Source organism: Cupriavidus malaysiensis (genome assembly GCF_001854325.1).
In the GTDB taxonomy this organism is placed as follows: domain Bacteria; phylum Pseudomonadota; class Gammaproteobacteria; order Burkholderiales; family Burkholderiaceae; genus Cupriavidus; species Cupriavidus malaysiensis.
This window is the reverse complement of the sequence record NZ_CP017754.1, coordinates 1,676,032-1,695,073: the sequence shown is the minus strand read 5'-3', so window position 1 is coordinate 1,695,073 and position 19,042 is coordinate 1,676,032. Positions and strand designations below refer to the sequence as shown.

The window sequence follows — 19,042 nt, the reverse complement described above, 5'->3', positions numbered from 1 at the left end:
GTCGGGGATGCGCACCTTGGCGGTGCCAGGGAGAGTGGCCGGCGCCACCGCCGGCCGGCAGGCGGCCGGACCGGCCAGCCCTTGCCATGCCTGCGCCCGCCGGGTGTGACGGGGAGATGGTGGAGGAAGCCTTCCCACTAGATCCGGGTACGCCGAAGGCAATCCGGAAGACTACGTGGTGCGCCGGGGTGCGACAATATGTCGCCCCATGTGCGACAGGGTCTTTCTGCGCGATTTGTCGTAGTGGCACAACGAAAAAGCGCGGAGTTCCCGACCTCCGCGCTGCTGTGCAGCAGGCTGCCGGCGGGAGTCCTGTCTCCGCTGCCCGCCCGCCCCGCAGGTCCGGCTAGCGCCAGTGCTCGCGGCGCTCATGCTCGCGCCACTCGTGGTCACGCCACTCGTGCTCGCGCCATTCCCGCTCACGCCAGTGCCGCTCGCGCCATCCCGGCCCCCAGTAGCCGGGGCCCGGTGCCACCACGACGGGAGGCGCGTAGGCCGGAGCCGCGTAGACCGGCGGCGGCGGTGCATAGACCGGGGCAGGCGCGACATACACCGGCGGCGCGACCACGACCGGCGCCGGAATACCGATGCCGATCCCCACGTCAACGTGCGCCTGCGCGCCTGCACTGGCCAGCAGCCCCGCCGCCGCCATGCAAATCAAGCCGATGTATTTCATATCTATCCGTCCGATCTTTGTCCGTGTAACGGGGCGCCAGGTTCCATGCCCGGCTGCTCCACGCCTGCACTCTAGGGCCGCGCAAGCCTGCCAGGCTTTGTGGAATCGCTACAGTTGTATCCGTTTGTAATGCGGAAGGCGCCCGGCACAGCCGGGTAGGCCGGCAGATGGCGCGGCCGACAGGAAAAAAGGCCGCACATGGCGGCCTTTCCAAGTGGAATCTACGCAGGATGCCAGCAGGATAGCGACAGGGTGGCGCGTATGCCCTCTGCCGGCGTCACAGCGGCCCGGCGTCAGGAGTAGCGGCGGCTGATCGATTCGGCCACACAGACCGGACGGTCGCTGCCTTCACGTTCCATGGTCACTTCCCAGGTCGACTGGGCACCGACCAGGCCCGGCGCATTCGGCAGCGGATCCAGGCGCTCCACCTTGAGCAGCCTGATGCGTGCGCGCAGGCGGCTGCCCACCGGCACCGGCGAGGTGAAGCGTACGCGGTTCAGGCCGTAGTTGACCCCCATCTTGACGCCGGGCATGTCGAGCGCGCTCTGCATCATGGCGGGCAGCAGCGACAAGGTGAGGAAACCGTGAGCGACCGGGGCGCCGAACGGCGACTCGCGCCTGGCCCGTTCCACGTCGACGTGGATCCACTGGTGGTCGCCGGTGGCTTCGGCGAAGAGGTTGACCTGCTGCTGGGTGATCTCCATCCAGTTGCTGACGGCGACTTCCTGGCCTTGCAGGCTCTCGAGCTCCTCGAGCGAGGCAATGGTGCGCATCCTGTCTCCTTCTATCGTCTTGAGTTGGCTTTGGTTGGCTTCGGTTGGCTGTGCTTAGTCTTGCTTTGCTGGCAATTCGTCCAGCTCGGGCCGGGTCGTGAACCGCGCCCGGCCGACAGGTCCAGGGCCGGGCTGCGGCGGCGTCATGCCAGCCCATTGTGCCTGCCGCGCCGGATTCCCGCTCAGGCGGGCCGGCGCCCGTACATGCCCATGCCCTTGACCGTGCAGACCAGTTCGCCGCGCTGGTTGGTGGCCTCCCACAGCGTGTGCACCACGCCGCGGTCGGGCTTGGACTGGGACGGGCGCGACTCCAGCACGCTCAGGGTGACGCTGAGCGTGTCGCCCGCGTAGACGGGCTTGAGCCAGCGGATGCCGTCCACGCCGGGCGAGCCCATGCTGGCGGACTTGCCGACCATGCTGTTGACCACCAGCCGCATCATGATGCCGCAGGTCATCCAGCCGCTGGAGATCAGGCCGCCGTAGATGCTCCTGGCGGCGGCCTCCTTGTCGGTATGGAAGGGCTGTGGATCGTACTGGCGGGCGAAGGCCAGGATCTCTTCCTCGGTGACGTGGTAGGAGCCCAGGTCGCGCTTGCTGCCGACCGTGAAGTCTTCGAAGTAAAGCATGGTGATTGTGACCTGCAAGTGGCCGCTCGGGCCGGTTCTGGGTTGAGGCCTGCGTCATGCCGGCACCACCGCCGGGGACGTGCCCGGAAGCAAAAAAGCCGCGCCCGGACCACCGGCGCGGCTTGTCTGCTCACTGCGCGCGGACGCGCATCAGGCTGCCTGCTGGAAGCCCGGCTGTGCGGCGAAGCGGCCCAGGTGATGGTCCACGTCGCCGAAGGTGGTGTTGATCAGCGTCAGGCGCTTGAACATGTGCGCGGCCGGCAGTTCGTTGGTCACGCCCATGCCGCCGTGGATCTGCACCGCCTCCTGGCCGACCGCGCGCGCGGCCTGGCCGACGCGTGCCTTGGCGGCGGAGGCAAAGCGGCGGCGCTCCTCGGGCGACGACTCTTCGAAGCGCGCCGCGGCCAGCAGCGTGATCGAGCGCGACTGCTCGGCATGGATGAACATCTCCACCATGCGGTGCTGCAGCGCCTGGAAGCGCGCGATCGGCACGCCGAACTGCTGGCGCGTCTTGGCGTATTCCAGCGTGGCGGCGTTGAGCGTGTCCATCACGCCGACCGCCTCTGCGCACAGCAGCACGGCGGCGTAGTCGGCGCTCTCCTCGATGATCGGCCAGGCCTTGCCTGCGCTGCCCAGCAGCGTGGCCGGCGCATCCTGGAACTGGATGTCGGCCGCGCGCAGGTTGTCGATGGTGCGGTAGTCGGTGACGCTGACACCGGCACCCTTGACGTCCACCAGGAACAGCGAGATGCCGTCCAGGTCGGCCTCGGCGCCGCCGGTGCGCGCCGACACCACCAGCTTGTCGGCCTGCGCGCCGTGGATGGCCACGACCTTGCGGCCGTTCAGCTTGCCGTCCTTGGCCGTGACGCGCACGTCATTGAGCGCATAGCGGGCTTGCGGCTCGTTGAAGGCGGTGGCCAGCTTGAGTTCGCCACCGGCCACCTGCTCCAGCAGCGCTTCCTGGCCGCCGGCCAGCTTCAGCGCGTGCGCGGCCACCACGGTGGCCAGGTAGGGCTCGACCACCAGGCCGCGGCCGAGCTCCTGCATCACCACCATCATGTCGACCGCCTTGCCGGAGAAGCCGCCCTGCGCTTCCGGCACCGGCAGCGCGGTCAGGCCCAGCTCGACCAGCGCGCCCCAGGCGGAGTCGCTGTGGCCGGCGGAGGTCTGGATGCCCTTCTTGCGGGTCTCGAAGTCGTAGCTCTTGTCGATGAAGCGGTGGATCGCGTCGGCGAGCTGCTTCTGTTCGTCGCTCAGATTGAAGTTCATGTCGCGTGTCTCCTCACAGCCCCAGGATCATCTTGCTGATGATGTTCTTCTGAATTTCGTTGGAGCCGCCGTAGATGGAGGTCTTCCGATAGTTGAAGTAGTACGCGGCCAGCGGCGCGGCATCGTCGTAGCCGGTCACGGCATGCTCGTGCTCGCACTCCAGGTAGGCCGGATCGAAGGGCTGGGCGTAGGGGCCGACGGCCTCGACCATCAGCTCGGTCAGCAGCTGCTGGATCTCGGTGCCCTTGATCTTGAGCATCGAGGCTTCCGGGCCGGGGCCCTTGCCTGCGGCCTCGCTCGACACCACGCGCAGCACGGTGATCTCCAGCGCCATCAGCTCGACTTCCAGCGCGGCGACCTTGGCGCCGAACACCGGATCCTCGAGCAGCGGCTTGCCGTTCTTCTGCTGCTGGCGCGCCACGCGCTTGAGGAAGCCCAGTTCGCGCTTGGAATTGCCCACGCGGGCGATGCCGGTGCGCTCGTGGCCGAGCAGGTACTTGGCGTAGGTCCAGCCCTTGTTCTCTTCGCCGACGCGGTTCTCGACCGGCACCTGCACGTTGTCGAAGAAGACCTCGTTCACCTCATGCTCTTCGTCCAGCATGATGATGGGGCGCACGGTGATGCCCGGGGTCTTCATGTCGATCAGCAGGAAGGAGATGCCCTCCTGCTGCTTGGCCTCGGGATCGGTGCGCACCAGGCAGAAGATCATGTCGGCGTGCTGGCCGAGCGTGGTCCAGGTCTTCTGGCCGTTGACGATGTAGTGCTTGCCGTCCGAGGTCAGCTGGGCGCGCGTCTTCAGCGAAGCCAGGTCGGAACCCGAACCCGGCTCGGAATAGCCCTGGCACCACCAGTCGGTGCAGTCCAGGATGCGCGGCAGGTAGTACTGCTTCTGCTGCTCGTTGCCGTACTTCATGATCACCGGTGCCACCATGGCGACACCGAAGGGCAGCACGCCGGGCGCGCCGACACGGGCGTTCTCTTCATCCCAGATATGACGCTGGGTGGCGTTCCAGCCGGTGCCGCCGAACTGCACGGGCCAGTGCGGCGCCGACCAGCCGTTGCCGGCCAGAATCTTGTGCCAGCGCACCAGGTCGTCGCGGTTCGGACGCCGGTGGTTCAGCACCTTGCTGCGGATGTCCGCCGGCAGATTGGCCTCCAGCCAGCCGCGCACTTCCGCGCGGAAGGCGTCGTCGGCCGCCGAGTAGTTGAGATCCATGCCCGTCTCCAGTGATGATGCCGGCGTCTAAATGACCGGCGCGTTGTTCTGCCTGCGCGTCATGCACCGGCGGGAACGGGCACAGGACGCAATTCAGTGGGCCGTCTGCTTGAGCGCGTCCGGCACCACGAGCTGGATGGTATCGATGCCCTCCTCGGCCAGCGCCTGCACCTCTTCGGCCGACGCCGAGCCGCGGATACCGCGCTCGGGCGCCTCTTCGTAGTGCATGCGCCTCGCCTCCTCGGCAAAGCGTTCCCCCACGTCCTCGGTCTGCGCCAGCACCTGCCGCACCGCCTTCAGGTACAGCGCCTGCAGCGCCGCCTGCCGTGCGGTCGGCGAGGATTCGCCGGAGCCCTGCGCCGGCGCCACGGCGCCCGAGAGATTCAGGCGCGGCGCGCTCGGCAGCCGGCTCACGGCGTGGTCGCCGCAGACCGGGCACTGGACGAGGTCACGCGCGATCTGGTTCTGCGCCTCCTCCTCCGAGGCGAACCAGCCCTCGAAACGATGGTCATGCGCACAGCGCAGGTCGAGCACCTTCATGATCTTTCCAGCCCGTCGAAAGCAATATTATCCGTGAATCGAAATTTTGTGAACGGTCGTGCTAATTTTTTTGCGAACCGCTCCAAACCCGCCGCAAGCGCCGAAAAATGGCGGATGCGGCAGGGATTCTGCCATGCAAAACGGCAAGGCGAGGACGCCCTGCCCGATACAAGCTTAACAGCAGGTGGAAAGGGGCGCTGCCGCGGCCATGCCGGCGCCCCGGGGGCGGAGGAACGCTGGCTTGCAAAGCCTCGTGCAGCGGGGCCGCGCCGGGACAGCGGGGCGGCGACGGCAGGTGCGCCGCCCCCCCCGGGGCGCTCAGGCTGCCTGGCGCGCGAAGTCGCTGGCGCTGCCGCGCCAGGCCAGCAGGGCCTCCCCGACGAACCGGTGCCAGTAGGCCTCGGAGCCGTGCGCCATGCGCCATTCGTGCAGCCGGCGTGTCAGCAGTTGCAGATCATATTCCTCAGTGACGCCGATCGCACCGTGCACCGCATGCGCGCTGGCCGCGACCACGCCGACGGCCTCGCTGGTACGCGCCTTGGCGATGGCCGCCCCCAGCATGGCCGGCACCGGGCGGTCGCCGCGGAAGGCGAGTTCGGCGGCGGTGCCGGCCGCCGCCACATGTTCCGCCATCACGGCAAGCTGGTGCTGGATGGCCTGGAACTTGCCGATCGACTTGCCGAACTGGGCGCGGTCGTTGCCGTACTGCAGCGTCAGCTCGAACACGCGGCTCATGGCGCCCGCCAGCAGCGCCGCATGCAGGGCGGCGCCGAAAGCCTGCACCCCGCCGCCTGCCCCGGGCAGGCGCAGCAAGGGCTCGGCGCGCGCCCAGCGCAGCGTGGCGCACTGGCTGCCGTGCACGCCGGCGGCGACGCGCTCGGCGGCGGCGCAGTCCAGCAGCACGAGGTCGCTGCCGGCATCGGCCAGCACATGGCCGGCAAGCATGCCGAAGGGCGTCTGGGCGCAATAGCCACCCTCGCCTTCGGCGCGCAGCGCCGGCGCGAGCGTGACCATGCCGGCCGGTACGGCCACGCCGTGCGGCGCCAGCAGCGCACGCGCGGCCAGGCTTTGTGCCACCGGCGCCGGCACGGCGTGCCGTCCCAGCGCGGTGAAGACCGGGAAGGCTTCGGCCAGGGTAAGCCCGGCGCCACCCGCGGCCTCCGGTGCCAGCAACTCGAGGAAGCCGGCGTCGGCCAGAGCGTCCCACAACGGCGCAGCCGGCGCACCAGCCTCCACCTTGCGCACGAAGGCCGGCGTGCATTGGTCTTTCAGGATGGCCTCGATGGCTTCTACGAACATCGCTCAGGTTCTCTCGATGGGGTGACGGGCCCGCTCAGCGCAGCCCCAGGCCGCGCGCGATCATGCCGCGCAGGATCTCGCGGGTTCCGCCGCGCAGCGAAAAGGTCGGTGAGATCTGGCTCAGGTAGGCCACCGTGCGGACCAGTTCGGCATCGATCTCGGCGCCCGGCTCGGCACCGCACAGCGCCTCGATCAGGGCCGGGATCGACTGCTCGAACTCGGTGCCGATGTCCTTGACCAGCGCCGCCTCGACCACCGGGCTCTCGCCACGTGCCAGCCGCGCGGTGACCGCCACCGACATGCTGCGCAGCGTGCACAGGTGGGTGGCGAAGCGCCCGGCCAGTGCGATCTGCTCCGCGCCTGGCGCGCCGCGCCGCAGTCCCGCCAGCCAGTGCTCCAGCAAGGCGATGCTCGAGTAGATGCGTTCCGGACCGCTGCGTTCGAAAGCCAGTTCCGCCGTCACCTGTTCCCAGCCGCTGCCTTCGTCGCCCACCAGCGCGTCTGGCGCCAGCAGCACATCGTCGAAGCTGACCTCCGAGAAATGCGCATCGCCGGTCAGGTCGCGGATGGGGCGCACCGTCACGCCCGGCAGCGACAGGTCGACGATGAACTGCGATAGCCCCCGCTGCCGGTCCTCCGGCGCGCCGGAGGAGCGCACCAGCGCGATCATGTAGTGGCAGTGGTCGGCATTGGTGGTCCAGATCTTGCGCCCCGACAGGCGCCAGCCCTCCTCGCAGCGCGTTGCCCGGGTGCGCACGCTGGCCAGGTCCGAGCCGGAGCCCGGCTCGCTCATGCCGATGCAGAAGAAGGCGTCGCCGGCGCAGATGCGCGGCAGATAGAAGCGCTTCTGCGCCTCGGTGCCGTACTTCAGGATCAGCGGACCGCTCTGGCGGTCGGCGATCCAGTGCGCCGACACCGGCGCCCCCGCCGCCAGCAGTTCCTCGACCAGCACGAAGCGCCGGAAGGCGTCCATGCCGGCACCGCCGTAGGAGGCCGGCAGCGTCAGGCCGACCCAGCCGCGCGCGGCGAGCCGGCGGCTGAAGGCCGCATCGAAACCCATCCACGAGCGGGCACGCACGTCAGCCGGCGCGGCCGGCTGGTTGTCGCGCAGGAAGGCCTTCACATCGGCGCGGAAGGCCTCGGCTTCAGCCGGCAAGGCCGCCAGCCGGAAGGCACTCAGCAAGTTGTCCAAACTTCGACTCCCTTATCGGTCAATCGGTCATACACAGTCACGGTTGCGGTCCTGGCGCCGCTCGTTCCGCCCCGACCCCGAGCGCCTTGGCGACCGGGATCCAGCGCGCGCGCTCGTCCTCGACGAAGCGGCCGAACGCCTCCGGGCTGCCCGGCATCATCGGCTGCGCGCCGATGGCACGCGGCGTGCGCGCCGGCGCCACCACGCCGAACCAGGCGCTGGCCTCGGTATCGTTGAAGCCCAGCTCGCGCAGCGTGGGCACCTCGGGCATCAGCGGGAATCGGGTCGCGTCCAGGATCGCCAGGGCATGCAGCTTACCGGCGCGCGCGTGTGGCATCGACGACGGCAGCGCACCGAACATCAGATGCGCGGACGGCGGCGGATGCGACAGAGTAAGGGCGTCGCGCGGGCCCCGTCCAATATTGATTTGCAAGCTCCCGATATCGAATCGGTATCGGGCGGATGCCGGCGAATGCCCCCTGGAAGCCCTGGCCACAGCGGCGCTGGACAGCTCTTCCCGCACGCCCCCGCCGAGGACAAGCCGTCGGAATACCGCGCCATCTTGGCCCGCCTGCGCCTTGGGCAGGCTTGGCGCGGCAGGCGCGGCAGGCGCGGCAGCGCAATATCCCGGCGATATCGCTCCTGTGCAAACGGATATTGGACAAGCCGAGTCCGCCTCCCTTAGCCTTGCCCCCGGCGGCCGTGCGCAGCAACGTGTGCCGCGACTGCGGCAAGCAGAACGAACCCATACGGAGAGACAAGGACAAATGGCGGATTTCCTGCGATACGAGCAACAGGGCCACATCGTGACCCTGACCATGAACGAGCCCGAGCGGCGCAACCCGCTGACCGGCAACAGCGCGGTCGACGACTTCCTCGCCGCCATCGCTCGCATCCGCGACGACCGCAGCGTGCGCGCGGTGGTCCTCACCGGCGCCGGCGCCGCCTTCTCCACCGGCGGCAATATCCGCGACATGGAACGCCAGGCATCGGGCGCCGTCAGCGGCCTGGAGATCCGCCAGGACTACCGCAACGGCATCCAGCGCCTGCCGCTGGCCCTGTTCAACCTGGAGGTGCCGGTGATCGCCGCAGTCAACGGCCCGGCCATGGGCGCCGGCCTCGACCTGGCCTGCATGTGCGACATCCGCATCGCCGCGGAGCAGGCCCAGTTCGCCGAGAGCTTCGTCAAGCTCGGCATCATTCCCGGCGATGGCGGCGCCTGGCTGCTGCCGCGCGTGATCGGGCTGTCGCGCGCCGCCGAGATGACCTTCACCGGCACGCCGATCGATGCCCGCCAGGCCCTCGAATGGAACCTGGTCTCGCGCGTGGTGCCGGCCGAGCAACTGCTGCCGACGGCCCTCGACATCGCCGCGCGCATCGCCGCCAACCCGCCGCACGCGGTGCGCATGGCCAAGCGGCTGATGCGCGAAGGCATGCACAGCCGCCTGGACACGCTGCTGGAACTGTCGGCCGGCTTGCAGGCACTGTCGCATCAGACCGCCGACCATCGCGAAGCGGTGCAGGCCTTCCTGGAAAAGCGCCAGCCGGTCTTCACCGGCCAGTGAGCCGGCGCAGCCCCATGGACCTGCGCCGCATCCGGCATTTCGTCGTGCTGGCGGAAACGCTGAATTTCCGCCGCGCTGCCGAGCGCCTGCACATGGCGCAGCCACCGCTGTCGGTGTCGATCCAGAAACTGGAGGCCGAACTCGGCACCACGCTGTTCACGCGCGACGCGCGCGGCGTGGCGCTGACGCCAAGCGGCCGCGCCGCGCTCGCCGAGGCACGCCGCATGCTGTTCCACGCCGCGCAATTCTCCGATGCCGCGCGCAGCGCGGACAGCGGCACCGGCGGCGTGCTGCGCGTGGGCTTCGTCGGCTCCACCACCTTCGCGCTGCTGCCGCGCCTGGTGCCGATCTTCCGTGCCGAGTACCCCGGCGTGGAGCTGGTGCTGCGCGAGGCCACCTCGGCGCGCATCCTGCAATGGCTGGACGAGGAAGCGCTCGACGTCGGGCTGGTGCGCACGCCGCTGCTGCGCCACTCGGGCGCCACCCTGCTGCCGCTCGAGCACGACGGCTTCGTGGCCGCGCTGCCGCGCGGCAACGCGCTCGCCGGCAAGGGGCCGCTGCGCCTGGCCGAGCTGGCCGGGGAACGCTTCATCATGTACGCCGCCGACGAGGCGGCCGGCCTGCACAGCGCCGCCATGTCGGCCTGCCAGCTCGCCGGCTTCGTGCCGCGCGTGGCGCAGGAAGCCATCCAGGTGCAGACCGTGCTCGCGCTGGTGGAAAGCGGGCTGGGCGTAGCCCTGGTGCCGTCCATCATGCAGCGCTTCGCCAGCGAGCGTATCGTCTACCGGGAACTGGAGGACTATCCGGCCGCGGCCGCGATCGGGCTCGCCCTGGCCTACCGCCCCGACCAGCAGAGCGCCGCCGCGCAGCGCTTCCGCGACGTGGCGGCGCGGGTCTTCCCGCTGCCGCGCGCCGGCCGGGCGCCCGCGCACGGCGCCGCCGCAGCCTAGTCAGCGCGCGCCCGGCGCTACAGCGTGCGCGCGATGATCTCGCGCATGATTTCGCTGCTGCCGCCGAAGATGCGCTGCACGCGTGCGTCGACCCAGGCGCCGCCGATCGCGTATTCGCTCATGTAGCCTTAACCGCCGTGCAGTTGCAGGAACTCGTCGAGCACGCGGCCCTGCATCTCGGTGGCATTGAGCTTGGCCATGGCCGCGCGGTCCGGGCTCAGCTCGCGGCGCAGGTGCAGCGCCAGGCAATCGTCGACGAAGACGCGCAGCATCTGGGTACGGAACTGTTCGTGGTCTTCACGGAAAACACTACGCATGACGGCTTCCTTGCAAGGCTCGGCCGGCACCTCCGCGAGACGCGCCGGCCCGGGATGGACTGGAATGGGCTGGGATGGGGATTCAGGCGTCGGCTGCGGCGCGGCGCGCCTGCACCGCGAAGCCCTCGCCCGGGCGGCCGCGATAGCGCTCCTTGAGTTCGCGGCGCAGCAGCTTGCCCGTCTCCAGGCGCGGCAGCGGGTTGTCGAACACCACGGTGCGCGGCAGTTTCGGGCGGCCCAGCCTGGCCAGGCAGAAATCCACCAGTTCCTGCGCCATGGCGGCGCCGGCCCGGGCCGGGTCGCGCAGGTGCACCACGGCCTTGGCGACTTCGCCGAACTCCTCGTCGGGCACCCCGCTCACGGCGGCGTCATAAACGGCCGGATGCTGCGTCAGCAGGCCGAGCGACACCAGCCAGCGCCCCACGCGCCCGGCGCGGCGGTCGAGCCCGCCGTAGGTCAGCACCGCGCCAGTGTCGGCCTGGATCTCGGCGGCCTTGTCTGCTTGTATTTGCGCCCAGCGATGCAGCTTGGTCATGACTGCGTGTCTCCTCCGGTTTGAAACCCCTTCTCCTTCTACTACCCGATCGTCCCCAGTGAAGCCTCGACACTGCGTACCAGCGTCACCAGGCGCGGCCCCAGGTTGTCGACGAGCTGCTTGCTCTGCTCGCTGTACACCGGCACCGAGGCGGCGAAGATCCACGCCTCGCCGTCGCGGCGCACCCGCATGGGCACGGCGATCGACTCGATTTCCCGGTGCAGGTCGCGATGGCCGCGGCAGAAGCCGTACTCCTCGAGGTCGCGCGCGGCATCGGCCAGGCGCTCCTGCAGCCAGGCCTCGCGCTGCGGATCCTGTGCCTTCAGCCCGGCCAGGTAAGCCTCGCGCTCCTCGGGTGCCATCAGCGACAGGTAGGCGCGGCCCGAGCCGGTGCGCGAGACCGACACGCGCATGCCCACCTCGGGGCGGAACACCTTGCTGCCCACGCCCTGCACGATCTCGACGTAGCTGAGCGTATGGCCGATGCCCAGGGTCAGCTCGAGCTGGCCGCAGATGTGGTCGGCCAGTTCCTGCATCAGGGGCCGCGCCAGCTGGCGCACCGTCATGCGCGCCAGCGCCGGCGCCGCCAGGTTCAGCAGGCCGACGCCGGGCACGTACTTGGACACCCGTTCCGAGTAGCGCAGCAGGCCCAGCTCGCACAGCGTGTCGAGCAGGCGGAACAAGGTGGGCTTGGCCAGGCCGGTCATCTCCATCAGCTCGCGCCCGCTCAGTTCCTGTGCCGTCGGCGAAAAGCACCCCAGGATGGAGACCCCGCGCGCCAGCGCGCTGACCAGCCGGCCCTCGCCGTCCTGGTCCCCCGCCGCTACCGGATGATTCATGCCTCGCCCTCTACATTTCGATACTTCAGTCTCATTAAATTCATATTGCACCTCAGATAAGAAGACAGTCAACAAATATTTCCACGTTTACGCTAGACTTTTCGGACCATAAAGCATCACAACGAGACAAAAGACACTGGATTTCGAGTCTGCCGTCTCATCCAGCGATCCAGAAGCCATCCGCCGCATCACAGGAGACCAGCATGCAGCAAGCCGTCATCGTCGACGCCATCCGCAGCCCCATGGGCCGTTCCAAACCGGGTTCGGCCTTCACCGAACTGCATGCCACCGAACTGCTGGCCCAGGTGCTGAAGGGACTGGTCGAGCGCAACCGCCTCGACCCCGGCCTGGTGGACGACGTCATCACCGGCTGCGTGACCCAGGCCGGCGAGCAGTCCGCGGGCCCCGGGCGCGTGGCCTGGCTGGCGGCGGGCTTTCCCGAGCACGTGCCCGCCACCACCATCGACCGCAAGTGCGGCTCCAGCCAGCAGGCCGTGCATTTTGCCGCACAGGGCATCATGGCCGGCGCCTACGACATCGTGATCGCCTGCGGCATCGAGTCGATGAGCCGCGTGCCGATGGGTTCGGCGCGCATCGGCCAGAACCCCTACGGTCCGTCGATGGAAGCCCGCTATGCGCCAGGCCTGGTGTCGCAAGGGGTTGCCGCCGAGCTGGTGGCCGCCCGCTACGAGCTGTCGCGCGCACAGATGGACGGCTATTCGGCACGCTCGCACGAGCTCGCCGCCGCCGCCCGCGAGCGCGGCGACTTCCGCCGCGAGATCCTGCCCATCGTCACGCCGAACGGCGTGGTCGAGCACGACGAGACCATCCGTGCGGGCACCTCGGTGGAAAAGCTGGGCACGCTGCAGGCCTCCTTCCGCAACGAAGAGTTGAGCGCCCGCTTCCCGCAGGTCGGCTGGAACGTCACCGCCGGCAACGCCTCGCAGATCAGCGATGGCGCCGCGGCCATCCTGCTGATGAGCGAGTCCGCCGCGGCGCGCCTGGGCCTGAAGCCGCGCGCCCGCTTCGTCGCCTTCGATGTGTGCGGCGACGACCCGGTGGCCATGCTGACGGCGCCGATCCCCGCCAGCCAGCGCGCGCTGAAGAAGAGCGGCCTGCGCCTGGACCAGATCGACCACTACGAGATCAACGAGGCCTTCGCCTGCGTGCCGCTGGCCTGGCAGAAGGCACTGGGCGCCGACGCGGCGCGCCTGAATCCGCGCGGCGGCGCGATTGCCCTGGGCCACCCGCTGGGCGCCTCCGGCGCGCGCCTGATGACCACCATGCTGCATGCGCTGGAAGACAGCGGCGGCCGCTATGGCCTGCAGTCGATGTGCGAGGCCGGCGGCATGGCCAATGCGACCATCATCGAGCGCCTGTGAAGCGCCACCGCCCCGCCATCGAATCCCGCCCCGAATCCCGACCCGAATCCCAAGACAGACCAACAGGAGACCCGAAATGAAGCTTGATTCGCAAATGTCCGCCGTCGTCACCGGCGGCGCCTCCGGCCTGGGCCTGGCCAGCGCCCGCCGCCTGCTCGAACGCGGCGTCGCCGTGGTCATCTGCGACCTGTCGGCCGAGCGCGGCGCGGCGGCACTCGACGCGCTGCAGGGCAAGGTGACCTTCGTCCAGGCCGACGTGTGCGACACCGAGCAGATGAACCGCGTCTTCGACGCCGCCGAGGCGCTCGCGCCGCTGCGCTGCCTGGTGCATTGCGCCGGCCTGGGCGGCCCCGTGCGCCTGGTCGAGAAGGACGGCTCTCCCGGCTCCTTGGAAAAGTACGAGTCGATCGTGCGCATCAACCTGGTCGGCACCTTCAACACGCTGCGCCTCGCCGCGGCCCGCATGGCGAAGAACGAGCCGGTCGACGGCGAGCGCGGCGCCTGCGTGCTGACCGCCTCGGTAGCCGCCTACGAAGGCCAGATCGGGCAGATCCCGTACGCCTCGGCCAAGGCCGGCATCGTCGGCATGACGCTGGTGGCTGCGCGCGACCTGGCCCAGCGCCTGATCCGCGTCTGCACCATCGCCCCCGGCCTGTTCGACACCCCGCTGCTGGCCAAGCTGCCGGAGAACGTGCGTAGCTCGCTGGGCGCCATGGTGCCCCACCCGGCACGCCTGGGCGCACCCGACGAGTACGCCTCGACCGCGCTGCACATCCTCGAGAACCCCATGCTCAACGGCGAGACCATCCGCCTGGACGGCGCCATCCGCATGCAGCCGCGCTGACGCGCGGCCGAGTCGAGGAGACCGCAAATGAGCGATACGCTGCAGCTCGAGACGCGCGGCAATGTGCTGCTGATCACCCTCAACCGCCCCGAAGCCCGCAATGCGATGGACTTCGAGACCGCCACCGCCCTGGCCGCGGCGATCGACCGGCTCGAGGCCGATGACACGCTGGCCCTGGCGGTGCTGACCGGTGCCGGCGGCACCTTCTGCTCCGGCATGGACCTGAAGGGCTTCCTCGCCGGCAAGCGTCCCAGCCTGCCCGGGCGCGGCTTCGGCGGCCTGACCGAGGCACCGCCGCGCAAGGTGCTGATCGCCGCGGTGGAAGGCTATGCACTGGCCGGCGGCTTCGAGCTGGCGCTCGCCTGCGACCTGATCGTGGCCTCGCGTGCAGCGAAATTCGGCCTGCCGGAAGTCAAGCGCGGGCTGGTCGCCGCCGCCGGCGGACTGATGCGCCTGCCGCGCCGCGTACCCTACCACGTGGCAATGGAGTACGCGTTGACCGGTGACATGATGAGCGCCGAGGCGGCCCACGCCTATGGCCTGGTCAACCGCCTGGCCGAACCGGGCCAGGCGCTCGACGGCGCGCTGGCGCTGGCCGCCGCGGTCGGCGCCAACGGGCCGCTGGCGGTTGCCACCAGCAAGCGCATCGTCGCCGAGTCGGCCGACTGGTCCAACGAGGAGATGTTCGAGCGCCAGCGCCCGCTGGTGGCTCCGGTGCTTGCCTCGTCCGACGCGCGCGAGGGCGCGGCGGCCTTTGCCGAGAAGCGCAAGCCAGTCTGGACGGGTAAGTAGGCGGCAAGGCAGCAGGGCGAAGGCAAGCGCGTCGACCAGCGGGCTCTGCCGCGACGGGCCGGCGCCTGCCCTCTCCCCCGGCCCCTCTCCGCAAGCGGGAGCGGGGAGCGAACCCGTGCAGTGCGAACTCCGTCGCGCGGGACGAAGCCTACGAGATGCACCAACACCAGTGCCTGCGCCCGGCGAACGGGTGCAGCCCGGCCGGCGCAAACCTGCGCCGGCCGCTGCCTCAGCGCGGCACCGGGAGTTCGCCTGGCGCCCAGGCGCCCGACAGCACCTTCTCCAGCCAGAACGCACCGATGATGGTCTTGACGTCGCTGACGCGGCCCTGGCGCACCCAGTCGATCAACTGGCCGGCGGGCATGATGAAGGTCTCGAGGAATTCGCCTTCGTCGAGCTGCGCCTCGCCGGCCTGCAGGCCGCGCGCGAGGAAGATGTCGATGAACTCGGTCGAGTAGGAAATGACGGGGTGGATGCGCGTCAGGTAGTCCCAGCGCTCCGCGCGGTAGCCGGTCTCTTCCAGCAGTTCGCGCTGGCCGCAGCGCAAGGCGCCCTCCTCGGGGTCCAGCTTGCCGGCCGGGAACTCCACCATGACCTTGCCGATGGGATAGCGGAACTGCCGCTCCATCAGCACGCGGCCGTCGTCGAACAGCGGAATCATCATCACCGCGCCGGGGTGCAGCACGTACTCGCGCCCCGCGTGCTTGCCGTCGGGCAGCGCGACGATATCCTGCTTCAGCGTGAGGAACTTGCCCTGGTGCAGGGTCGCCGAGGCGACGCACGTCTCCGTCAACCCGGCATCGCGGGCGCCGTCGGAGGCGTCGGGGGCATGGGGGGCAGCGGCCGCGCGGGCCAGTTCGATCTTGTCGCTCATGAACACTCCGGGAATGGGCGCGGCCCGTTCCCGGAGGGGAGCTTCAGGCCGCGGCGCGGTGCTTGACGAGATATTGCCAGGTGAAGCCCGGGAAGGCGAACACCAGCATCATGCAGGCGGTGATGGCGTAGAACTGCCACCCTTGCGGGAAAGCATTGCCAAGGCTCGCCTCGACAGCGAAGCCGGCGGCGCCGGCCACGCCGTACCAGACGAGCAGTTCGCCCAGGCGCAGCCACAGCGGCTTGAGCGGCCGGCGCAGCGGCACCAGGCCGAACAGCCGCTGGTTGACGAACGGCAGGTTGGCACAGATCAGTGCCAGCACGATGACAAACCAGCCGCCTGCCGAAGTGCTCATCGCCGCCGCTCCGCCGTTGCGATCAGGACGCCAGGGTGGCGCGGATCGCCGTGTAGCACAGGTTCATCAGCGCGGCCGGGAAGATGCCGAGCAGGATGATCGCCAGGCCGTTCAGGCTCAGCAGCGAACGCAGGCCGAAGGTGGCTTCCATCTTCTCTTCGCCCACCGGCGCGTCGAAGTACATCAGCTTGACCACGCGCAGGTAGTAGAAGGCGCCGATCAGCGAGAACAGCACCGCCACCACGGCCAGCCAGGTCTGGCCGGTCGAGACCACGGCCTGCAGCACCGACAGCTTGGCGTAGAAGCCCACGGTCGGCGGGATGCCGGCCAGCGAGAACATCATCACCAGCATCAGGAAGGCGAACCACGGGTTGCGGCGCGACATGCCCTTCAGGTCTTCCAGCGTCTCGGCTTCGAAACCCTTGCTGGTGCGCAGCAGGATCAGGCCGAAGGTGCCCAGCGTGGTCAGCAGGTAGGTCACCGAGTAGAACATCGACGCGCTGTAGGCGCCGGCAGCGCCGTCAGCCTTGCCACCGGCGACGCCGGACAGCATGCCCAGCAGCACGAAGCCCATGTGCGAGATGGTGGAATACGCCAGCATCCGCTTCAGGTTGGTCTGCACGATGGCCGTCAGGTTGCCGATCGCCAGCGAGGCCACCGACATCACCACCAGCATCATCTGCCAGTCCACCGCCAGCGGCAGCAGGCCTTCGACCAGGACGCGCAGCATCAGCGCGAATGCCGCCACCTTCGGACCGCCGGCGATCAGCAGCGTGACCGCGGTCGGCGAACCCTGGTAGATGTCGGGGATCCACATGTGGAACGGTGCGGCGCCGAGCTTGAACGACAGGCCGGCGACGAGGAAGACCACGCCGAAGGCCAGCATGGTGTTGTTGACGCGGCCGGACTCGACCACGCGGAACACCTCGCCCAGGTTCAGCGAACCGGTCGCGCCGTACATCATCGACATGCCGTACAGCAGGAAGCCCGAAGCCAGCGCGCCCAGCACGAAGTACTTCATCGCCGATTCGGAGGTCACGCGCGAATCGCGGCGCAGGGCCACCAGGGCGTACGACGACAGCGACAGCAGTTCCAGGCCCAGGTACAGGGTCAGGAAGTTGTTGCCGGTGATCATCACGATCTGGCCGCCCAGCGTGAACAGCGACAGCATGTAGAACTCGCCGGCGAACATGTCGCGCTCGGCGAGGTAGTTGCGGGTGTAGACCAGCGTGGCGAACATGCCCAGGCTGCAGAAGGCCGACAGCACGTTGGCCATCGGGTCGACCACCACCAGGTTGGCGAAGACGTAGTGCGTCTCGCCACCGGCTGCGTCCAGGCCGAACCAGAACGTCAGCACCAGCGTCGCCAGCAGCGACAGCGGATAGGCGACGCTCTGCTTGCCCTTGCCGCGCGCCAGGTCGATCCAGTTGATCGCCGCGATGGCCACGGCCAGGAAGATGATTGGCGCCACAGGTGCCAGACTAGAAGAGGACGGTTGCATATTCTCTCTCTCCCCCGCTTACAGCTTGGACTGTGCCACGTGGGACAGCAGGTTCACCACGGACGCGTGCATCACGTCGGTAAAGGGTTTCGGGTACAGGCCCATGTACAGGGTCATCAGGGCCAGCACACCGAGCATGAAGAACTCGCGCTTGTTCAGGTCGGCCAGTTCACGCACGTGCTGGTGCACCATGTCGCCGAACACCACGCGCTTGACCATCCACAGCGAGTAGGCCGCACCGAGGATCAGGGCGGTCGCCGCCAGCAGGCCGATCCAGAAGTTGTACTTGACCGAACCCAGGATCACCATGAACTCGCCGACGAAGCCGGAAGTCGCGGGCAGGCCGCAGTTGGCCATGGCGAAGAACACGGCGAGCGCGGCGTACTTCGGCATGGTGTTGACCACGCCGCCGTAGTCGGCGATCTGGCGCGAGTGCACGCGGTCGTACAGCACGCCGATGCACAGGAACATCGCGCCCGAGATGAAGCCGTGCGAGATCATCTGCACGATGCCGCCTTCGATACCGATCTCGCTGAAGATGAAGAAGCCCAGCGTGACGAAGCCCATGTGCGCGATCGACGAGTAGGCGACCAGCTTTTTCATGTCGGCCTGCACCAGCGCCACCAGGCCGATGTAGATCACCGCGATCAGCGAGATGGTGATGATGAACGGGGCCAGCGTATGGCTGGCGTCCGGCGCGATCGGCAGCGAGAACCGCAGGAAGCCGTAGGCACCCAGCTTCAGCATGATGGCAGCCAGCACCACCGAACCGCCGGTCGGCGCTTCCACGTGGGCGTCGGGCAGCCAGGTGTGCACCGGCCACATCGGCACCTTGACCGCGAAGGCCATGAAGAAGGCGACGAACAGCGCGATCTGCTCGTTCATCGACAGCTTGGCGTCATGCCATTGCAGGATCTCGAAGGTACCCGTCTTGTTGTACAGGTAGATCAGCGCGACCAGCGTCAGCAGCGAGCCCAGCAGCGTGTACAGGAAGAACTTGAAGGCTGCGTAGACACGGTTCGGACCGCCCCAGACACCGATGATGATGTACATCGGGATCAGCGTGGCCTCGAAGAACACGTAGAACAGCAGGCCGTCCAGCGCCGCGAACACGCCGACCATCAGGCCGGACAGGATCAGGAACGCGGCCATGTACTCGGCCACGCGCTCGGTGATCACCTCCCAGGCCGAGATCACCACGATCACGGTGATGAAGGCGGTCAGCACCACGAACCACATCGAGATGCCGTCGACACCCAGGTGGTACTGGATGTTGAAGCGTTCGATCCAGGTCGACTTCTCCACGAACTGCATGGCCGCCGTGGAGCGGTCGAAGTGGAACATCAGCGGCAGGGTGGCGACGAAGCTCACCAGCGAGCCGAACAGCGACATCCAGCGCACGAAGCACTTGCTGCGGTCCGAACCGAAGGCGAGCACCAGCAAGCCGAAGAAGATAGGCAGCCAGATTGCGAATGACAGAACCATTTCGTTGTTTTC

Annotated in this window: 20 protein-coding genes and 1 pseudogene; 5 read left to right on the top strand and 16 right to left on the bottom strand. The window is 68.6% G+C overall.

Translation table 11 applies throughout. The features are described from left to right. Window positions 1–346: 346 nt before the first annotated feature. The 9 genes from BKK80_RS07395 to BKK80_RS37345 form a co-directional block, all read right to left on the bottom strand. On the bottom strand, window positions 347–676 hold the full coding sequence (locus BKK80_RS07395; RefSeq protein WP_071011936.1) for a hypothetical protein: 330 nt from the start codon (window positions 674–676) through the stop codon (window positions 347–349). Between the two features lie 293 nt (window positions 677–969). Next, complete coding sequence (locus tag BKK80_RS07390) at window positions 970–1,449, bottom strand: MaoC family dehydratase (protein ID WP_071068791.1); 480 nt, start codon at window positions 1,447–1,449, stop codon at window positions 970–972. A gap of 182 nt (window positions 1,450–1,631) precedes the next feature. Then, window positions 1,632–2,075, bottom strand: coding sequence for a MaoC family dehydratase (locus tag BKK80_RS07385; protein ID WP_071016224.1), 444 nt, complete (start codon window positions 2,073–2,075; stop codon window positions 1,632–1,634). Between the two features lie 150 nt (window positions 2,076–2,225). Beyond that, window positions 2,226–3,344: an acyl-CoA dehydrogenase family protein gene (locus tag BKK80_RS07380; protein WP_071011933.1), complete on the bottom strand. Its 1,119-nt coding sequence runs from the start codon at window positions 3,342–3,344 to the stop codon at window positions 2,226–2,228. A gap of 13 nt (window positions 3,345–3,357) precedes the next feature. After that, on the bottom strand, window positions 3,358–4,560 hold the full coding sequence (locus tag BKK80_RS07375) for an acyl-CoA dehydrogenase family protein (protein ID WP_071011931.1): 1,203 nt from the start codon (window positions 4,558–4,560) through the stop codon (window positions 3,358–3,360). A gap of 93 nt (window positions 4,561–4,653) precedes the next feature. Next, the gene (locus BKK80_RS07370) at window positions 4,654–5,100 is read right to left on the bottom strand and encodes a DUF1178 family protein (RefSeq protein ID WP_071011929.1); all 447 of its coding nucleotides are present in this window, start codon (window positions 5,098–5,100) and stop codon (window positions 4,654–4,656) included. Window positions 5,101–5,418: 318 nt separating this feature from the next. Beyond that, window positions 5,419–6,399: an acyl-CoA dehydrogenase gene (locus BKK80_RS07365; protein ID WP_071037245.1), complete on the bottom strand. Its 981-nt coding sequence runs from the start codon at window positions 6,397–6,399 to the stop codon at window positions 5,419–5,421. Between the two features lie 34 nt (window positions 6,400–6,433). Continuing rightward, a complete protein-coding gene (locus tag BKK80_RS07360) occupies window positions 6,434–7,591 on the bottom strand; it encodes an acyl-CoA dehydrogenase family protein (RefSeq protein ID WP_071011925.1) in 1,158 nt (385 codons plus the stop codon). Between the two features lie 37 nt (window positions 7,592–7,628). Next, window positions 7,629–7,952, bottom strand: coding sequence for a Bug family tripartite tricarboxylate transporter substrate binding protein (locus BKK80_RS37345; protein WP_071068790.1), 324 nt, complete (start codon window positions 7,950–7,952; stop codon window positions 7,629–7,631). Between the two features lie 406 nt (window positions 7,953–8,358). On the opposite strand from BKK80_RS37345, the gene BKK80_RS07350 reads away from it, so the two are divergent. Together BKK80_RS07350 and BKK80_RS07345 are read left to right on the top strand one after the other, a co-directional pair. Beyond that, the gene (locus tag BKK80_RS07350) at window positions 8,359–9,156 is read left to right on the top strand and encodes a crotonase/enoyl-CoA hydratase family protein (protein ID WP_071011921.1); all 798 of its coding nucleotides are present in this window, start codon (window positions 8,359–8,361) and stop codon (window positions 9,154–9,156) included. 14 nt (window positions 9,157–9,170) lie between these two features. Continuing rightward, window positions 9,171–10,106: a LysR family transcriptional regulator gene (locus BKK80_RS07345; RefSeq protein WP_071016222.1), complete on the top strand. Its 936-nt coding sequence runs from the start codon at window positions 9,171–9,173 to the stop codon at window positions 10,104–10,106. Window positions 10,107–10,123: 17 nt separating this feature from the next. Here the strand turns inward: BKK80_RS07345 and BKK80_RS35380 are convergent. The 3 genes and pseudogenes from BKK80_RS35380 to BKK80_RS07330 form a co-directional block, all read right to left on the bottom strand. After that, window positions 10,124–10,381, bottom strand: a pseudogene (locus BKK80_RS35380) (acyl-CoA dehydrogenase family protein); the annotation flags it as partial. Window positions 10,382–10,505: 124 nt separating this feature from the next. Beyond that, the gene (locus BKK80_RS07335; protein WP_071068788.1) at window positions 10,506–10,958 is read right to left on the bottom strand and encodes an AMP-binding enzyme; all 453 of its coding nucleotides are present in this window, start codon (window positions 10,956–10,958) and stop codon (window positions 10,506–10,508) included. A gap of 41 nt (window positions 10,959–10,999) precedes the next feature. After that, the gene (locus BKK80_RS07330) at window positions 11,000–11,797 is read right to left on the bottom strand and encodes an IclR family transcriptional regulator (protein WP_071011918.1); all 798 of its coding nucleotides are present in this window, start codon (window positions 11,795–11,797) and stop codon (window positions 11,000–11,002) included. A 203-nt stretch (window positions 11,798–12,000) separates the two neighbouring features. Between BKK80_RS07330 and BKK80_RS07325 the strand changes: the two genes are divergently transcribed. The 3 genes from BKK80_RS07325 to BKK80_RS07315 all read left to right on the top strand — a co-directional run bounded on the left by BKK80_RS07325 (window position 12,001) and on the right by BKK80_RS07315 (window position 14,815). Further along, window positions 12,001–13,179, top strand: a complete 1,179-nt coding sequence (locus tag BKK80_RS07325; protein ID WP_071068787.1) for a thiolase family protein — start codon at window positions 12,001–12,003, stop codon at window positions 13,177–13,179. Between the two features lie 76 nt (window positions 13,180–13,255). Continuing rightward, entirely contained in the window at window positions 13,256–14,023 is a 768-nt protein-coding gene (locus BKK80_RS07320; RefSeq protein ID WP_071068786.1) for an SDR family NAD(P)-dependent oxidoreductase, read from the top strand. A gap of 27 nt (window positions 14,024–14,050) precedes the next feature. Continuing rightward, on the top strand, window positions 14,051–14,815 hold the full coding sequence (locus BKK80_RS07315) for a crotonase/enoyl-CoA hydratase family protein (protein ID WP_071011913.1): 765 nt from the start codon (window positions 14,051–14,053) through the stop codon (window positions 14,813–14,815). Between the two features lie 229 nt (window positions 14,816–15,044). Here the strand turns inward: BKK80_RS07315 and BKK80_RS07310 are convergent, their stop codons facing one another. Genes BKK80_RS07310 through BKK80_RS07295 form a run of 4 tightly spaced genes read right to left on the bottom strand, consistent with a single transcriptional unit; the run spans window position 15,045 to window position 19,030 of the window. Then, a complete protein-coding gene (locus tag BKK80_RS07310; protein ID WP_084545507.1) occupies window positions 15,045–15,689 on the bottom strand; it encodes an NUDIX domain-containing protein in 645 nt (214 codons plus the stop codon). Window positions 15,690–15,732: 43 nt separating this feature from the next. After that, window positions 15,733–16,044: a DUF2818 family protein gene (locus tag BKK80_RS07305; RefSeq protein WP_071011909.1), complete on the bottom strand. Its 312-nt coding sequence runs from the start codon at window positions 16,042–16,044 to the stop codon at window positions 15,733–15,735. A gap of 22 nt (window positions 16,045–16,066) precedes the next feature. After that, the gene (gene nuoN / locus BKK80_RS07300) at window positions 16,067–17,545 is read right to left on the bottom strand and encodes an NADH-quinone oxidoreductase subunit NuoN (RefSeq protein WP_071011907.1); all 1,479 of its coding nucleotides are present in this window, start codon (window positions 17,543–17,545) and stop codon (window positions 16,067–16,069) included. 18 nt (window positions 17,546–17,563) lie between these two features. Next, on the bottom strand, window positions 17,564–19,030 hold the full coding sequence (locus BKK80_RS07295) for an NADH-quinone oxidoreductase subunit M (RefSeq protein ID WP_071068785.1): 1,467 nt from the start codon (window positions 19,028–19,030) through the stop codon (window positions 17,564–17,566). Window positions 19,031–19,042: the final 12 nt, after the last annotated feature.

Coding starts and splice junctions, on each gene's coding strand:
- BKK80_RS07395 (WP_071011936.1), bottom strand. CDS start 676: ATGAAATACATCGGCTTGATTTGCATGGCGGCGGCGGGGCTGCTGGCC.
- BKK80_RS07390 (WP_071068791.1), bottom strand. CDS start 1,449: ATGCGCACCATTGCCTCGCTCGAGGAGCTCGAGAGCCTGCAAGGCCAG.
- BKK80_RS07385 (WP_071016224.1), bottom strand. CDS start 2,075: ATGCTTTACTTCGAAGACTTCACGGTCGGCAGCAAGCGCGACCTGGGC.
- BKK80_RS07380 (WP_071011933.1), bottom strand. CDS start 3,344: ATGAACTTCAATCTGAGCGACGAACAGAAGCAGCTCGCCGACGCGATC.
- BKK80_RS07375 (WP_071011931.1), bottom strand. CDS start 4,560: ATGGATCTCAACTACTCGGCGGCCGACGACGCCTTCCGCGCGGAAGTG.
- BKK80_RS07370 (WP_071011929.1), bottom strand. CDS start 5,100: ATGAAGGTGCTCGACCTGCGCTGTGCGCATGACCATCGTTTCGAGGGC.
- BKK80_RS07365 (WP_071037245.1), bottom strand. CDS start 6,399: ATGTTCGTAGAAGCCATCGAGGCCATCCTGAAAGACCAATGCACGCCG.
- BKK80_RS37345 (WP_071068790.1), bottom strand. CDS start 7,952: ATGTTCGGTGCGCTGCCGTCGTCGATGCCACACGCGCGCGCCGGTAAG.
- BKK80_RS07350 (WP_071011921.1), top strand. CDS start 8,359: ATGGCGGATTTCCTGCGATACGAGCAACAGGGCCACATCGTGACCCTG.
- BKK80_RS07345 (WP_071016222.1), top strand. CDS start 9,171: ATGGACCTGCGCCGCATCCGGCATTTCGTCGTGCTGGCGGAAACGCTG.
- BKK80_RS07335 (WP_071068788.1), bottom strand. CDS start 10,958: ATGACCAAGCTGCATCGCTGGGCGCAAATACAAGCAGACAAGGCCGCC.
- BKK80_RS07330 (WP_071011918.1), bottom strand. CDS start 11,797: ATGAATCATCCGGTAGCGGCGGGGGACCAGGACGGCGAGGGCCGGCTG.
- BKK80_RS07325 (WP_071068787.1), top strand. CDS start 12,001: ATGCAGCAAGCCGTCATCGTCGACGCCATCCGCAGCCCCATGGGCCGT.
- BKK80_RS07320 (WP_071068786.1), top strand. CDS start 13,256: ATGAAGCTTGATTCGCAAATGTCCGCCGTCGTCACCGGCGGCGCCTCC.
- BKK80_RS07315 (WP_071011913.1), top strand. CDS start 14,051: ATGAGCGATACGCTGCAGCTCGAGACGCGCGGCAATGTGCTGCTGATC.
- BKK80_RS07310 (WP_084545507.1), bottom strand. CDS start 15,689: ATGAGCGACAAGATCGAACTGGCCCGCGCGGCCGCTGCCCCCCATGCC.
- BKK80_RS07305 (WP_071011909.1), bottom strand. CDS start 16,044: ATGAGCACTTCGGCAGGCGGCTGGTTTGTCATCGTGCTGGCACTGATC.
- nuoN (WP_071011907.1), bottom strand. CDS start 17,545: ATGCAACCGTCCTCTTCTAGTCTGGCACCTGTGGCGCCAATCATCTTC.
- BKK80_RS07295 (WP_071068785.1), bottom strand. CDS start 19,030: ATGGTTCTGTCATTCGCAATCTGGCTGCCTATCTTCTTCGGCTTGCTG.